General features: G+C 71.8%; 9 protein-coding genes and 2 pseudogenes. 8 read left to right on the plus strand and 3 right to left on the minus strand.

All coding sequences use genetic code 11. The features are described from left to right. Window position 1 precedes the first annotated feature (1 nt). Complete coding sequence (locus tag ACTMVF_RS21750; protein WP_441272740.1) at window positions 2–1,630, minus strand: N-acyl-D-amino-acid deacylase family protein; 1,629 nt, start codon at window positions 1,628–1,630, stop codon at window positions 2–4. A gap of 10 nt (window positions 1,631–1,640) precedes the next feature. Continuing rightward, window positions 1,641–2,912 (minus strand): amino acid deaminase, encoded by a 1,272-nt coding sequence (locus ACTMVF_RS21755; protein ID WP_441272741.1) that lies wholly within the window; start codon window positions 2,910–2,912, stop codon window positions 1,641–1,643. Window positions 2,913–3,037: 125 nt separating this feature from the next. On the opposite strand from ACTMVF_RS21755, the pseudogene ACTMVF_RS21760 reads away from it, so the two are divergent. The 6 genes and pseudogenes from ACTMVF_RS21760 to ACTMVF_RS21785 all read left to right on the plus strand — a co-directional run. Beyond that, a pseudogene (locus ACTMVF_RS21760) lies at window positions 3,038–3,802 on the plus strand (sugar kinase); the annotation flags it as partial. A 612-nt stretch (window positions 3,803–4,414) separates the two neighbouring features. Further along, window positions 4,415–4,711, plus strand: a pseudogene (locus ACTMVF_RS21765) (PfkB family carbohydrate kinase); the annotation flags it as partial. Continuing rightward, window positions 4,708–5,469, plus strand: a complete 762-nt coding sequence (locus ACTMVF_RS21770; RefSeq protein WP_441272742.1) for an IclR family transcriptional regulator — start codon at window positions 4,708–4,710, stop codon at window positions 5,467–5,469. The pseudogene ACTMVF_RS21765 and the gene ACTMVF_RS21770, both read left to right, overlap by 4 nt. Window positions 5,470–5,491: 22 nt before the next feature. After that, window positions 5,492–5,902: a RidA family protein gene (locus ACTMVF_RS21775; protein ID WP_441272743.1), complete on the plus strand. Its 411-nt coding sequence runs from the start codon at window positions 5,492–5,494 to the stop codon at window positions 5,900–5,902. 120 nt (window positions 5,903–6,022) lie between these two features. Then, on the plus strand, window positions 6,023–7,510 hold the full coding sequence (locus ACTMVF_RS21780; protein ID WP_441272744.1) for a GntP family permease: 1,488 nt from the start codon (window positions 6,023–6,025) through the stop codon (window positions 7,508–7,510). A 214-nt stretch (window positions 7,511–7,724) separates the two neighbouring features. Further along, window positions 7,725–8,345, plus strand: a complete 621-nt coding sequence (locus ACTMVF_RS21785) for a hypothetical protein (protein WP_441272745.1) — start codon at window positions 7,725–7,727, stop codon at window positions 8,343–8,345. A gap of 3 nt (window positions 8,346–8,348) precedes the next feature. Here the strand turns inward: ACTMVF_RS21785 and ACTMVF_RS21790 are convergent, their stop codons facing one another. Next, entirely contained in the window at window positions 8,349–9,701 is a 1,353-nt protein-coding gene (locus ACTMVF_RS21790) for a M14 family metallopeptidase (protein WP_441272746.1), read from the minus strand. Between the two features lie 443 nt (window positions 9,702–10,144). On the opposite strand from ACTMVF_RS21790, the gene ACTMVF_RS21795 reads away from it, so the two are divergent. Both ACTMVF_RS21795 and ACTMVF_RS21800 read left to right on the plus strand, forming a co-directional pair. Further along, window positions 10,145–12,784: an ATP-binding protein gene (locus tag ACTMVF_RS21795; protein ID WP_441272747.1), complete on the plus strand. Its 2,640-nt coding sequence runs from the start codon at window positions 10,145–10,147 to the stop codon at window positions 12,782–12,784. Window positions 12,785–12,830: 46 nt separating this feature from the next. Beyond that, the gene (locus tag ACTMVF_RS21800; protein ID WP_441272748.1) at window positions 12,831–13,745 is read left to right on the plus strand and encodes an anti-sigma factor RsbA family regulatory protein; all 915 of its coding nucleotides are present in this window, start codon (window positions 12,831–12,833) and stop codon (window positions 13,743–13,745) included. The last annotated feature ends 121 nt before the right edge of the window (window positions 13,746–13,866 follow it).

The raw sequence follows: 13,866 nt of genomic DNA on the forward strand, positions 1-13,866 counted from the left end.
GTCACGGGGCGGGCGTCCGGCGGACCGCCCGCCCCGCGAGTACGTCCGTCCGGCGGCCGTCCTCGATCACGAAACGGCCGTCGACGAGGACGTACGGAATACCCGTCGGCAGCCTCCGCGGCTCCTCGAACGTCGAACCCGCCGCCACCGTCCCCGGGTCGAACAGCACCAGGTCCGCCCGGTAGCCCTCGCGGACCAGCCCCCGGTCGGGCAGCCGCAGCCGCGCCGCCGGGCGCGAGGTCAGATGGGCCACGCACTCCTCCAGGGACAGGACCCCCAACTCCCGTACGTACCGGCCGAGATAGTGCGGGAACGTGCCGTACGCCCGCGGATGCGGCTTCGTGCCGCGCAGGATGCCGTCCGAGCCGCCCGTGTGCACGCGGTGCCGCATGATCGTCCGCACGTTCTCCTCGTGGCCGACGTGCTGGAGGATCGTCGAGCCCAGCCGGTCGTCGAGCAGGAGACGGCGAGCGGTCACCCAGGGGGCCTCGCCCCGAGCGTCCGCCGACTGCTGGATCGTACGGCCCACGAAATCCGCGGAAGAAGCGTCGCTCACGCCCGAGATCTCGATCGTGTCCCATTCGATCGGCACGCCGTGGCAGCCGTCCGCGCCGATGACCTCCATGTGGTGGCGGATGCGCTCGGCCGTCGCGTCGTCCGACAGGCGGGCCAGGATCGCCTCGGGCCCGCCCTCGCTCGCCCAACTGGGCAGCATGGCGACCAGGGTGGTGCAGCCGGGGGTGTAGGGGTAGGTGTCGAGGGTGATGTCGGCTCCGGACTCCAGCGCCTTGTCCAGGAGGGAGAGCAGCTCCGGCGCCCGGCCCTTGTTCACACCGAAGTTCATCGTGGCGTGGGCCAGGTGGAGGGAGCAGCCCGCCTCCCGCGTCAGGGCCACCATCTCCTCGTACGCCTGAAGGGCCCCGGCCCCGTACGAGCGGTGGTGCGGGCAGTAGTAGCCGCCGTACGACGCCACCACCCGGCACAGCTCCGTCAGCTCGGCGTCCTTGGCGTACATGCCGGGCGTGTACGTCAGCCCGGACGACATGCCGACCGCCCCCTGCTCCATGCCCTCCGCGACCAACTGCCGCATCCGGTCCAGCTCGTCCGGCGTCGCCTCCCGGTCCTCCCAGCCGACGGCCAGCGCGCGGACCGTCCCCTGGGGGATGAGGTACGCCGCGTTCACGGCGATGCCCCGGCCCTCGAAACCGGCGTCGAGGCGGTCCAGGTACTCGCCGACCGTCCGCCAGCCGAAGTCGATGTCGTCGCCGGAGCCGTTCCAGCCGGTGATCGCGCGGCGGACCTCGGCGAGGGTGCGGTCGTCGACGGGGGCGTACGACAGGCCGTCCTGGCCGATGACTTCGAGAGTGACCCCCTGTGCGGCCTTCGCGCTGTGGTCGGGGTCCCGGAGCAGCGCCAGGTCGCTGTGGGCGTGCATGTCGATGAAGCCGGGGGAGAGGACGAGGCCCTCCGCGTCCAGTTCCCGGCGTGCCTTGGGCCGTTGGCAGCCGGCGGCGGCCGCCTCCTTGACGATCGAGACGATCCGGCCGCCGTCGATCACGACATCGGCGCGGTACGCGTCCGCCCCGGAGCCGTCCACCACGTCCGCGTCACGGATGACGAGCTCTTCCACTCCGGGCCTCCTAGAAGAACGTGCGGATGTAGTCGACGACCGTCCCGTCCGCCTCGGCGACCGGAATCAGCTGCCACTTGTCGAACGACGTGCACGGGTGGGACAGCCCCATGCCGAGCCAGTCCCCGACCTCCAGGTCCGCCTCCTCGGTCGTCCGCAGCCATGCGTGCTGGTCGGACAGGGCGGTCACCGAGATCCCGGTCGCCGGGCGCTCCAGCCCCTCCCGGCGGACCACCTGGGCGAACGGCAGGTGCAGGTCGTATGCCGCGTCCCGCTTGCCCGCGTTGACGAAGGCCTGGTCGGGGGCGGGGCGGGAGACCACCTGGGCCCAGAGGCGGAAGGCGGGTTCGAGGGCGCCCTCGGCCGGGACCCGGTTGAACGGGGTCAGCTTGCGGTAGTGGCCGTCGTCGTGCGAGACGTACGCACCCGAGCGCAGCAACTTCAGTACGGGCAGGGAGAGTTCGGGGATCTCGGCGAACACGTCCGCCACCGCGTCGAACCACGCGCTGCCGCCCGCGCTGACGACGATCTCGTCCAGCCCCGCGAACCGCCCCGCCTTGTCGAACTCGACGGCGAGGGCGACGAGCCGGCGCAACCACGCCCGCACCCTCTCCGGATTCGCCTGCGGGACCTCGCCCTCGTACCCCGCGACGCCGACCAGCCGCAGCGTCGGCACGGCCGTCACCGCGTCCGCGATCGCCGCGCACTCGGTTTCCGTACGCACGCCGGTACGGGCGCCGTCCCCGGCCGCCAGTTCGACCACGACGTCCAGCGGGCGGGTGGCACCGGCGCCCCTCAGCGCCGCGTCCATCTGCTCCACACCGCGCACGGAGTCGACGTAACAGATGAGACGGAAGTCCGGATCGGCGGCCAGCTCGCCGGCGATCCAGCGCAGGGCCGCCGGGTCCACCAGCTCGTTGGCGAGGAAGACCCGCTGGACGCCGTATGCCCGCGCGACCCGCACCTGGTGCGGCACCGCGAGCGTGATGCCCCACGCCCCGTGCTCGATCTGCCGCTGGAACAGCTGGGGGGCCATGGAGGTCTTGCCGTGCGGGGCGAAGGCGAGTCCGTGGCGGGCGGCGTACGTCTCCATGAGGTCGAGGTTGTGCTCCAGGCGCTCGGCGGAGAGCGCGAGCACGGGGGTGGCGAAGCCGCCGGTGAAGAGGTTGCGGCGCTGGGCGGCCAGCTCGGCGACGGTCAGGCCGTCGGCGTCCGGGGGGAGGCCCTTGAAGCGGTGATCGACGCGTTCCTCGGCCAGTCGGGCGAGCGCCTCGTTGCTCATGGAACCTCCCTGATCTGGGATGTTGCATTCTCTGCAACATCCATTGCATATATCGCTTACGGCTGTCTAACATCTCGGCCACGCGGGGTCAACGGAGCCGCGTCTCGCTGAGCCGCCGAGGAGCTATGACGATCGTGACTGTCACCGGACCCTGCAATGCCCTCGACGTCGTCGACGTTGTCGCGCTCGGCGAGTCCATGGTCACGTTCCTGCCCACCCGTCCGGGACGCCTCGCCGATGTGCCGTCGTTCGAGCGGGGGATCGGGGGTGCGGAGTCCAATGTCGCGTGCGGGCTCGCTGCCGCAGGGCACTGCGTGCGGTGGGTGAGCCGGGTGGGGTCGGACGGGTTCGGCGACCACTTGGTGGAGGCGATCGGGGGGTACGGCGTCGACGTCTCGGCCGTACGGCGGGATCCGGTGCGGCCGACGGGGGTGTACTTCCGCACGGCGGGTGACCGGGCGACGGAGGCCCATGAGGTGGCGTACTACCGGGCGGGTTCGGCGGCGTCGGCGATGTCCGTGGAGAACGTGGACCTTGGAGCGGTGCGGTCGGGGCGGGTGCTGCATCTGTCGGGGATCACGGCGGCGTTGTCGGGCGGGTGCCTGGAGTTGCTGCGGGAGCTCGTCGCACGGCGGCCGGGTGGCCCGCTCATCTCCTTCGACGTCAACTATCGACCGGGGCTGTGGCGGGACGCCGACGGGCCGGCGGTGCTGCTGGAGCTGGCGCGGGCGTGCGACGTGGTGTTCGTGGGCGCCGATGAAGCGGAGGCGGCTTGGGGGGTGACCGGGGGGCCGGAGGCGATTCGCGCGCTGCTGCCGGAGCCGGGGGTACTGGTGGTGAAGGAGGGGTCGAGGGGCGCGACGCTCTTCGAGCACGCAACTGAGGCAACGCGACCTGGGCCGAGCCCACAAGCAGCCGCCGGGCCGGATGCCTCCGCCGTCCCGCGTCCGGCCGACGGGGCGGACCCGCTCGCCCAGCCGTGGCCGGCCGACGGGGCGGACCCGTCCGCCCTGCCGTGGCCAGCCGGCGCGCCGGACGCCCCCCAGCCGCTCGCCGCCGGCCGCCTGGACCCGTCCCCCCAGCCGTGGCCGGCCGACGGGGCGGACCCGCTCGCCCAGCCGTGGCCGGCCGACGGGCCGGACCCGTCCGCTCAGCGGTGGCCGGCCGACGGGCCGGGCCCGTCCGCCCAGCCGCTCGCCGCCGACCGCTTGGACCCGCTGGCTGCCGACTGCCTGGACCCGGTCGACCAGCCGTGGCCGGCTGAAGGGCCGGAATCGTCCCCCCAGCCGCGGGCAGCCGACCGTCCGGACCCGCTCGCCGCCGACCGTCTGGACCCGCTCGTCCAGTCGTGGCCGGCCGACGGGCCGGGCCCGTCCGCCCAGCCGCGGGCAGTCGTGCCGCCTGGGGTGGCTCCCGACCCAAAGAAGGGTGGCACCCCGCCGACGCCGGGCTGTGCGGCCCACTCCCGGCCCACGCCAACGCCGGGCACCTCGCAGCCAACCGTCTTCGTCCCCGCCCCCCACGTCCACATCGCGGCAGCGACCGGCGCAGGTGATGCCTTCGCCGCCGGCTATCTCTCCGCCACCCTCCGCGGCCTTCCCCCGAGCCACCGCCTGCGCCACGCCCACCTCTGGGCCGCAGCCACCCTCACCGCCCCCGGCGACCTCGCACCGCCCCCCTCCCGCGACCACGCCGACCGCCTGGTCGCTCTCGACGACGCCGCGTGGGAGAAACTTCGACTCGGCCCCGGCTGGACGCAAGCCGCTCACAGGGCCGACGAGGAGGTACGTACGCCATGAGCCAGACCGTCGACCGCGCACTGAGCATCCTGCCGCTGCTCGCCGAGGGCCCCGCCGACCTCGGTCAGGTCGCCGACCGCCTCGGCGTCCACAAATCCACCGCCCTGCGCCTTCTGCGCACCCTCCACGAGCACGGCATGGTCTACCGCCAGTCCGACCAGCGCTACCGCCTCGGCGCCCGCCTCATCGCCCTCGCCCAGGAGGCGATGGAGAACCTCGACATCCGCGAGATCGCCCACCCGCACCTCGTACGCCTCAACGAGCAGTGCGGGCACACGGTCCACCTCGCCGTGTACGAGGAGGACGAGGTGCTGTACATCGACAAGGTGGAGAGCCGGTACCCCGTGCGGATGTACTCCCGGATCGGCAAACCGGTCGCCATCACCGTCGCCGCCGTCGCGAAGCTCCTCCTCGCCGATCTGCCCGAGCACGAGCGCCGCCCCCTCGCCGAGAAGCTCGACTACCCCATGTACACGGCCCGTTCCACCCCCAACGCCCCCGCCTTCCTGAGGGAGTTGGACAAGGTGCGCGAACAGGGCTGGGCCACCGACCTCGGTGGTCACGAGGAGTCCATCAACTGCGTCGCCGCGCCGATCCGCGGTGCCGACGGCCGGGTCGTCGCCGCGATGTCGGTCTCCGCGCCGAACGTCGTCGTCACCGCCGACGAACTCCTCACCCTGCTCCCGCTGGTGCGCCGTACGGCGGACGACATCAGCGGCGAGTACTCCGGCAGGACCTCAGCGAACAACTCCGTATGACCGAGGAAAGCAAGGATCCCGTATGACCGAGAAGATCGCACTCACCCCGAAGACCCACACCACCCCGCCCGCCAAGTTCTCGCACGGTGTGAAGAAGGGGAACATCCTCCAGGTCGCGGGCCAGGTCGGCTTCCTCCCCGCGGTCGAGGGACAGTCCCCGACGCCCGCCGGCCCCACCCTGCGCGAGCAGACCCTCCAGACCCTCGCCAACGTCAAGGCGATCCTGGAGGAGGGCGGCGCCTCCTGGGACGACGTCATGATGATCCGCGTCTATCTGACGGACGTCGCCCACTTCGCCGAGATGAACGAGATCTACAACGCCTACTTCGAGGCACAGGGCCTGACCCAGCCGCCCGCCGCACGCACCACGGTGTACGTCGGCCTGCCGGCGGGTCTCCTCATCGAGATCGACGCGCTGGCCGTACTCGGCTGACGCCGACGCCTTCTCAACTCCCCGCACGCCGTACACGGCATGGTGTCCGTCATCCCTGGGACGCCATGCCGCGATCCCCCCTGCCCGAAAGCAGTATGTACTTACCCAGAGGACCCCCGAATGTCCCCACTGTCCCTCCCGCTCGCCGCATCCGCGCCCGCCGAGACACCACCCCACACCGGCGGACTGCTCCTCCTCGTCGACGGTACGGCCGGACTGCTGACGGTCGCCGCCATCGGCATCGCCCTGCTCCTGTTCCTGATCATCAAGGTCCGTCTCCAGCCCTTCGTGGCGCTCCTCGCCGTCTCCATAGCCGTCGGCCTGATGGCGGGCCTGTCGGTCACCGAACTCTTCGGTACGGTCCAGCGAAGCGACGCCGTCTCCACCATCGAGTCCGGCATGGGCGGCATCCTCGGCCATGTCGCGATCATCATCGGCCTGGGCACCATGCTCGGCGCCATCCTCGAAGTCAGCGGCGGCGCCGAGGTGTTGGCGTCCCGGCTGCTGAACCTCTTCGGTGAGAAGCGCGCCCCCCTCGCCATGGGCCTGACCGGCCTCATCTTCGGCATCCCGGTCTTCTTCGACGTCGGCATCTTCGTCCTCGCGCCGATCGTCTACGCGGCGGCCAAGCGCTCGGGCAAGTCGATCCTGCTGTACTGCCTGCCGCTGCTGGCCGGCCTGTCGATGACCCACGCCTTCCTGCCCCCGCATCCCGGTCCGGTCGCGGCAGCGGGCCTGCTCCACGTCCAACTGGGCTGGGTCATCCTCATGGGCGTCGTCTGCGGCATCCCGGCGGTGCTGGCCGCGTGGGCGTTCTCCGGCTGGATCGGGCGGCGCATCTTCGTCGCCGTACCGCAGGACATGGTCGAGGCGGCGGCCGAGGCGAAGCAGGCGGTGATCGACGAGCAGCGGGCGGCAGGGGTCGAACCGCAGGAGAAGCCCGTCCCGCTCGGCACGGTCCTCGGCATCATCGGTACGCCGCTGGTGCTGATCCTGGCGGCGACGTTCTCCTCGATCGCCCTGGACCCGTCCACCACCCGCTCGGTGATCGAGTTCTTCGGCAACCCGTTCGTGGCCCTGACGATCGCCCTGCTGCTCGCGTACTACCTGCTGGGCATCCGCCGCGGCTGGTCGCGCAAGTCCCTGGAAACGGTGTCGACTTCCTCGCTCAAGCCGGTCGGCAACATCCTCCTGGTCGTCGGCGCGGGCGGTGTCTTCGGCGCCATCCTCAAGGCCAGCGGTGTCGCCCAGGCCCTCTCCGACACCTTCAACGACGTGGGCCTTCCGGTGATCGTCCTGTCGTACCTGATCTCGGTGGTCCTGCGGGTGGCCCAGGGCTCGGCGACGGTCGCCATCGTCACCACGGCCGGCATCGTCGCCCCCCTCCTCACCGAGGGCGACCACTCCCAGCCCTTCGTCGCCCTCGTCATCATGGCCATCTCGGCCGGCTCGATCTTCGCCTCGCACGTCAACGACGGTGGCTTCTGGATCGTCGCCAAGTACTTCGGGATCAGCGAGCGGGACACGTTGAAGACGTGGACCGTGCTGGAGAGTGTGCTGTCGGTGGCGGGGTTCGTGGTGGCGGCTGTGCTGAGCGTGTTCGTCTAGCGCGATGGCGCCTTTCCGCGGCGGCTGCCGTTGACTGATGGCGCAGAGACGGAGGCGGCCCTGCCCTGCTGGTGGGGGCCGCCCGGTCTTCGCCTCGCACGTGGATGGCGGCGCCCGCGCGCGGAGCGCGCTGATGGATGCAGCGCGCTTGGTCGTGTAACGATGCGGGGGCTGGTTGCGCGGGACACAGGGTTGTCGACCATACTGCTGCGCTGTGGAGCAGCGCATAGGTTCAGGCAGCCAGCCCCTGAAAGGCGCCGGGTTCGACCCGGCCTTCATCCCCGGGCTCACCTCGCCCGTGTCCGCCGAGCCGGAGGACGTGAAGGACGAGGACGTGGCCGAGGAGTCCGCCTCGGAGGAGAGAGATTCCGAGAGGGCGGCCTCCGGGAAGACGGACTTCAGGAAGCCGGACTCCGAGGAAGCGGATCTCGAAGGCGCCGACGAGGCGGAGGCGGAGGCGGAGGCCGATGACGAGGCCGCCGACGACGCGGACGGGGAAGTCGGCGAAAACGAAGAAGCCGGTGAAGCCGGTGAAGAGGCTCACGCCGACGGGCCCGTCTTCGAGGCCGCCGACCGCCGGGCTCGTATCGTCGCCGACCACAAGGGTGTCCGTCTCTCCCTGGACGACCAGGAGTGCGAGTTCCGTTGGGACGAGATCGGCGCGATCGAGACGGAGGCCCCGCGCTTCGGGAAGCGTTTCACCGTCACGGTGCACACTCCTGACCGCCGCTGGTACCCGATCGAGATCGAGGCGACGGCCAGGAGCCGCTTCAAGGAGTGGGACGAGCAGCTGGACGCTGTCCTCGACGCCTACTTCGAGGACAGCGAGTCCTAGCTCCTAGCTGCAGTACTGGGCTTCCTTGCCGATCGACCGGTACATGCAGTCCGCGTTCTCCAGCAGCTGCAACACCGCATCCCGGTTCCGGGACGTCTCCCGCTCGATCACCTCGTCGGGCGGGTAGAAGCCCCCACCCGCACTGGACGACGGGTACATCTCGAAGGTGTACCCGAAGATCTTCTGGCTGCCCCACAGCCAGTCGTCGATCGACCCGTCGGTGATGTACAGGTCACTGGACTGCTCCGCCGTATAGCCGTTGCTGGCCGCCATCTTCCGCCCGACGGTCGCGAACGCGTTGCGGTCGTCGGCGGTCATGCCGGTCGTCGTGTCGGAGTAGGTGTACCCGAACGGCCACAACACCAGCTCGCTGTAGGTGTGGAAGTCGACCCCGGCCTTGATCTGCTGAACCCCGCCGACCACGCGGCTGCGTACGAAGTTGGCGACCACCTTGACCTCGGGCGCCGACTCGGCGGACGTGCCCCGGTACGTGTCCGAGGACGGCGAGCCCGACGAACCGCCACAGCAGCCCCACCGGTAGTTCCAGTTCCGGTTGAGGTCGGTCCCGACGGCCGACGAACCGGAGTTGGGCTGCCGGTTCTTGCGCCACGACCGGTACGAGCCGGTGGCGATGTCGTACTCGCCGCCGTCCGGGTTGAGGTCGGGCACGATCCAGATCTCGCGGTTGTTCACCATGCTGGTGACCCGGGAGTCGGTGCCGTAGTCGGAGGTCAGTTCGCGCAGCAGATAGAGCGCCATCTCGACGGTGAGGTGCTCACGGGCGTGCTGGTGGTGGGTGAAGAGCACCTCCGGCTCGGACTCGTCGGCTCCCACGTTGTCGCTGATCTTGATGGCGACGATGTTCCGGCCCTGGTACGACTGCCCGATCACGCGCTGGCTCGCGATGGAGGAGTTGGCCGAGACGATCGAGTTGATCTCGCTCGTCATCTCCGCGTAGTTGTGATAGCGCGAGTCGCCGGACGGGAAGTCGTAGAGGCGGACGTCGTCCTCGCCGGAGGAGCGGTCGGGGGCCGCGCCGAGCGGGGTGACGTCATAGCCGAGGTCGCGCAGCTTCTTGATCTGGTCCGTTCGGCCGGAGACTACGACACCGTGGCCGTGGACCTCGTCCACGGTCACACCCGTCCGCTGAAGTGCGGTGCGGTCCTTGGCCGTCGAGTGCATGTGCACCTCGTACTGCCGGGCGTCATCGGTCGAAGAGGCTGCCTTGGTGGCGCTGTCGGCGTTCGCGGAGACGTTGGCGGACAGGGGCGCCGCGAGGGCGAGAGCGAGCAGGGTGGCGAGCGCGGCGGCACGTCTGCCGCTGCGGGCGCCTGAGCCGCGTATGCGAAGTCGCATGAATTCTCCTTGTGGGAGTGGGGGGTGGGGTTCATCGCGACGTACTGCGTCGTGCGGGTGTGGCGCTCATCGTGGGCCGGTGGCATGGACAGGTCAAGGGTGGCACGGTGATTGATGGCGTGAACCATTCGAAAATCAGCCGCGCAGTGTACGCGCGCGCACCGCACACCGAGCGTTCCCGGACGAAATCCACCCGGGGGTGTGAGGCGGGTGTGCGTGCCGGTGTGGGGGCGGGGGAGGGTGAGGGTCCGCGCAAGGGGGAGCGGTGGGAGCGGCGGCAATGGCGGGGACCGACGCACCCTCCGGCTCCCTTGCCTCCCGACGCCACCGCTTCCCGGCTCCGGGCTTGTTGGCTCCTCGACTCCTCGACCCCTCGACCCTTCGGATCCTCGCTCCCTTGCCGCTCGGCTCCCTTCGACACCACCCCGGAGGAACGGCTGATCATGGGCGGATCAGCGCCACGACGGGATCACCAACTGCCGGTCGAGACGACCAGCTTCGTCGACCGGCGCGACGAACTCGCCGCCGGACGCGAGCTGTTGGCCAGGGCTCGGCTGGTCACGCTGACCGGCCCCGGCGGCGTCGGCAAGACCCGCCTCGCCACACGCATCGCGTCCGGAGTCCGACGGGCCTTCCCGGACGGCGTGCGCATCGTGCATCTCTCCGGCCTCCACGACCCCGCGCTCGTCCCGCTCGCCGCCGCCGACGCGCTCGACCTGCACGACCACACCGCGCAGCCGCCGCTTCAGGCGCTGGTGGAGCGGGTCCGGGACCGTCGGCTGCTCCTGCTCGTCGACAACTGCGAACACCTGCTGCCGGCCTGCGCCGAGCTCGCCGCGGCCCTGCTGCACGGCACCCCCGGCGTACGGATCCTCGCCACCAGCCGGCACCGCCTGGGCCTCACCGAGGAACACCTCCTGGAGGTACGCCCCCTGCCGGTCCCCGACCCGGACGGCGACCTCTCCGGCCCCGAGGGCTGCCCGGCCCTGGCCCTCTTCGCCGACCGAGCCGCCGCGGTGGTCCCCGGCTTCCGTCTGACCGCCGCGAACCGGGCGGCCGTAGCCCGCCTGTGCCGCCGCCTGGACGGCCTCCCCCTGGCCATCGAGCTCGCCGCCGTCCGTATGCGCGTGCTCGACGTCGATCAACTCCTCGACCGCCTCGACGACCGCTACCGCCTCCTCACCGGCGGCAGCCCCGCCGCCCTGCCGCGCCACCAGACCCTGCGGGCGGCGGTCGACTGGAGCCACGAACTGTGCACGGAGCGGGAGCAGTTGGTGTGGGCGCGGTTGTCGGTGCTGGCGGGGAGCTTCGACCTGGAGACGGCGGAGGCGGTGTGCGGGGGCACTTCAGCCGGTCCGGCGTGTGAGGACGAGGCTGTGCCGTCCCTAGCCCCCGCCCGCCCGTCGGGGGCTTCACCTCTCGGCGTCGGCCCGGGCATCTCAGCCCGTCTGGGGGTGCCCCCTCTGGGGGAGTTTGAGGACGAGGCCCGTTCAGGGCCGACGGGGGTCCAGGGGGCGGAGCCCCCTGGACGGGTCGCAGGGGCGGAGCCCCTTCAGGATGGGACGGGTAGGGGCGGCGGGGGCGAGGAACTCACGGCCACCACCACGCCCCCCATTCACCCCGACGACGTCCTCGACGCCGTCACCGGCCTCGTCGACAAGTCCGTACTGTCCCGCGAGTCCGGCCCCGACGGCATCCGCTACCGCCTCCTCGACACCCTCCGCCACTACGGCCTGGACCGCCTGCGCCGACTACCCGGCGAGGAGCCCGCGGCCCGCCGCCGCCAGCGCGACTGGATGCTGCGGCGCGCCACCGCCTGCGAGAACGCCTGGTTCGGCCCGGGCCAGCGCGAGATCGTCGCCCGCCTGCGCGCCGACCAGGACAACCTCCGCACCGCACTCGACTTCAGCCTCGCCACCCCCGGCGAACGCCTCGCCGGACTGCGCCTGGCCGGCACCCTGTGGTTCTACTGGCACGCCTGCGGCGCCCCCCGCGAGGGCCGCTACTGGCTCGACCGCGCCCTGACCGCCAACCCGGAGCCGACCCGGGAACGGGCCCGCGGCCTGTGGATCGCGGGGCTCCTCGCCGCCGCCACCCATGACCTCGCCGCAGGACTCGCCCGCGCCCGGGAAGCCCACGTCCTGGCCCGTGACCTCGACGACGAGGCCGAGGCCGCCCACGCCGAGTACGTCATCGGCGTCATCACCCTCTTCATGGACGACCTGCCGACCGCGCTGAAACACTTCGAGGCCAGCGTCGCCCGCGGCCCCGTCCCCGGCCAGCACCTCAGCCTGCACGGCCTCGACCAGGTCGAACTCGCCTGCGCCCTGGGGTTCCTGGGCGAGGCCGAGCGCGCCGTCGAGGTCTGCGAGGGGGCCCGCCGGATGTGCGAACGGCACGGCGAGGAGTGGGTGCACTCGTACGTCCTGCGGATGCTCGCCCTCGCCCACACCGTGCAGCGCGACTGGCGCCGAGCCGAACACCACGCCCGGCACGCCCTGTGCCTCAAACTCGCCGTTCACGACGTCACCGGCATCGCCCTCACCCTTGACCTCCTGGCCCACATCGCCACCCAGGCGGGCGCCCCCGAGCGGGCGGCCGTCCTGCTCGGCGCCGCCGACCGCGTCTGGGCCGGCATCGACCGCGACCGATGGGGATCGGCGGCCCTGAACTCGCCCCGCCGCGACAGCGAGACACGGGCCGGCGAGGCCCTGGGCCGGCCCGACTACCAGCGGGCGTACGAACGCGGCGCCGCACTCGACCTGGCGGAAGCCGTCGACTACGCCGTGCATGACCGCAGACAGCCCCAACGGCCCGCAGCCGCACGGAAGAGGAACGGCCGACCCCATTCCCACCACACCACCGCCGGCGGCCGCCTCACGCACCCCGCGACCGGCGTCCGTCTCACCCGCCGCGAGACCGAGGTCGCCGAACTCGTCGCCCAGGGACTCGCCAACCAGCAGATCGCCGACCGCCTGGTCATCGCCCGCCGCACCGCCGAAGGCCATGTCGAACGCATCCTCGGCAAGCTCGGCTTCAGCAACCGCAGCCAGATCGCGGCCTGGATGGCCGCGCAACGCTGAGACTCCCACCCACCGCAACCAACGCACCCAGAGGGAGCCCGGACCCGTGACCACTCGACCCGCACCGGCCCAGCCCGGATTCGACCACCGCATGACCGTCTTCGACTCCGACGACGAGTTCCTCGCCGCCGCCCTGCCCTTCCTCACCGAAGCCCTCGCCGCCCCCGGCGAACCCCCGCCCGTGGCCATCGCCGCCCCCGGCAACCTGGACCTCCTGCGCGACGCCCTCGGCACCGACGCCAAGAGCGTCGGCCTCGTCCCGCACACCGAGTGGTACACCGGCTCCGCCGCCAACGCGGTCGCCCAGGGCGCCGGTCACCTCGCCGCGCACGCCGGCCCGGGCGGCCGTATGCATCTGCTCATGGAACCCGTCTGGGGCGGCCGGGCGGGCCGTTCGCCGCGCGAGACCGCCGAGTGGATCCGCTACGAGGCCCTCGCCAACCTCCTCTTCGCCCCCCTCGCGACGACGGCCCTGTGCGCCTACGACGCCCGCGTCGCGGGCTCCGCGATCGTCGCCGCCGCCCGCCGCGCCCACCCCGGCACCGGGGTGTACGAGGACCCCGTCCGGCTCGCCGCCGAACTGGACGCCGTACCGCTGCCACCGCCCGACGCCGACGCCGAGCGCCTGGCCGGCCCGGCCCTCACCGGCGACGCCGTACGCAGCCGGGTGAGCGCGCGAGGGCTGTCCGCCGCGGACGCGGAGTTGTTCGCCACGGCCGTCACCGAGGCGGTCGCCGTCCTCGGCCCGGTCGACGGTGCCGTGCTGTGGGGCGAGGCTCCGGCCTGCGTCTGTGAACTGCGTACGGCGCGCCGCGTCGACGACCCGCTGGCGGGCTTCGTACCGCCGCCGAGCGCGGAACTGGAACCGGGGCAGGGGCTGTGGTTCGCCCGCCAGGTGTGCGCGTACGTCGACGTCCGGGACGACCGGGACGGGGCGAGCGTACGGCTCCAGTACGGGTAGCGGAGCCCCGGTGCAGGATCGGTGCACGTATCGGTGCACGTATCGGTGCAGGGATGGGTGCGGGGATCGGTGCAGGTATGGAATCAGGTATTCCTCCCCGTGCGCCGTACCCCCGTGCGCG

Origin of the sequence: Streptomyces sp. SD31 (assembly GCF_052068475.1) — a bacterium.
Taxonomy (GTDB): Bacteria; Actinomycetota; Actinomycetes; order Streptomycetales; family Streptomycetaceae; genus Streptomyces.

Coding starts and splice junctions, on each gene's coding strand:
- ACTMVF_RS21795 (WP_441272747.1), top strand. CDS start 10,145: ATGGGCGGATCAGCGCCACGACGGGATCACCAACTGCCGGTCGAGACG.
- ACTMVF_RS21770 (WP_441272742.1), top strand. CDS start 4,708: ATGAGCCAGACCGTCGACCGCGCACTGAGCATCCTGCCGCTGCTCGCC.
- ACTMVF_RS21780 (WP_441272744.1), top strand. CDS start 6,023: ATGTCCCCACTGTCCCTCCCGCTCGCCGCATCCGCGCCCGCCGAGACA.
- ACTMVF_RS21755 (WP_441272741.1), bottom strand. CDS start 2,912: ATGAGCAACGAGGCGCTCGCCCGACTGGCCGAGGAACGCGTCGATCAC.
- ACTMVF_RS21775 (WP_441272743.1), top strand. CDS start 5,492: ATGACCGAGAAGATCGCACTCACCCCGAAGACCCACACCACCCCGCCC.
- ACTMVF_RS21790 (WP_441272746.1), bottom strand. CDS start 9,701: ATGCGACTTCGCATACGCGGCTCAGGCGCCCGCAGCGGCAGACGTGCC.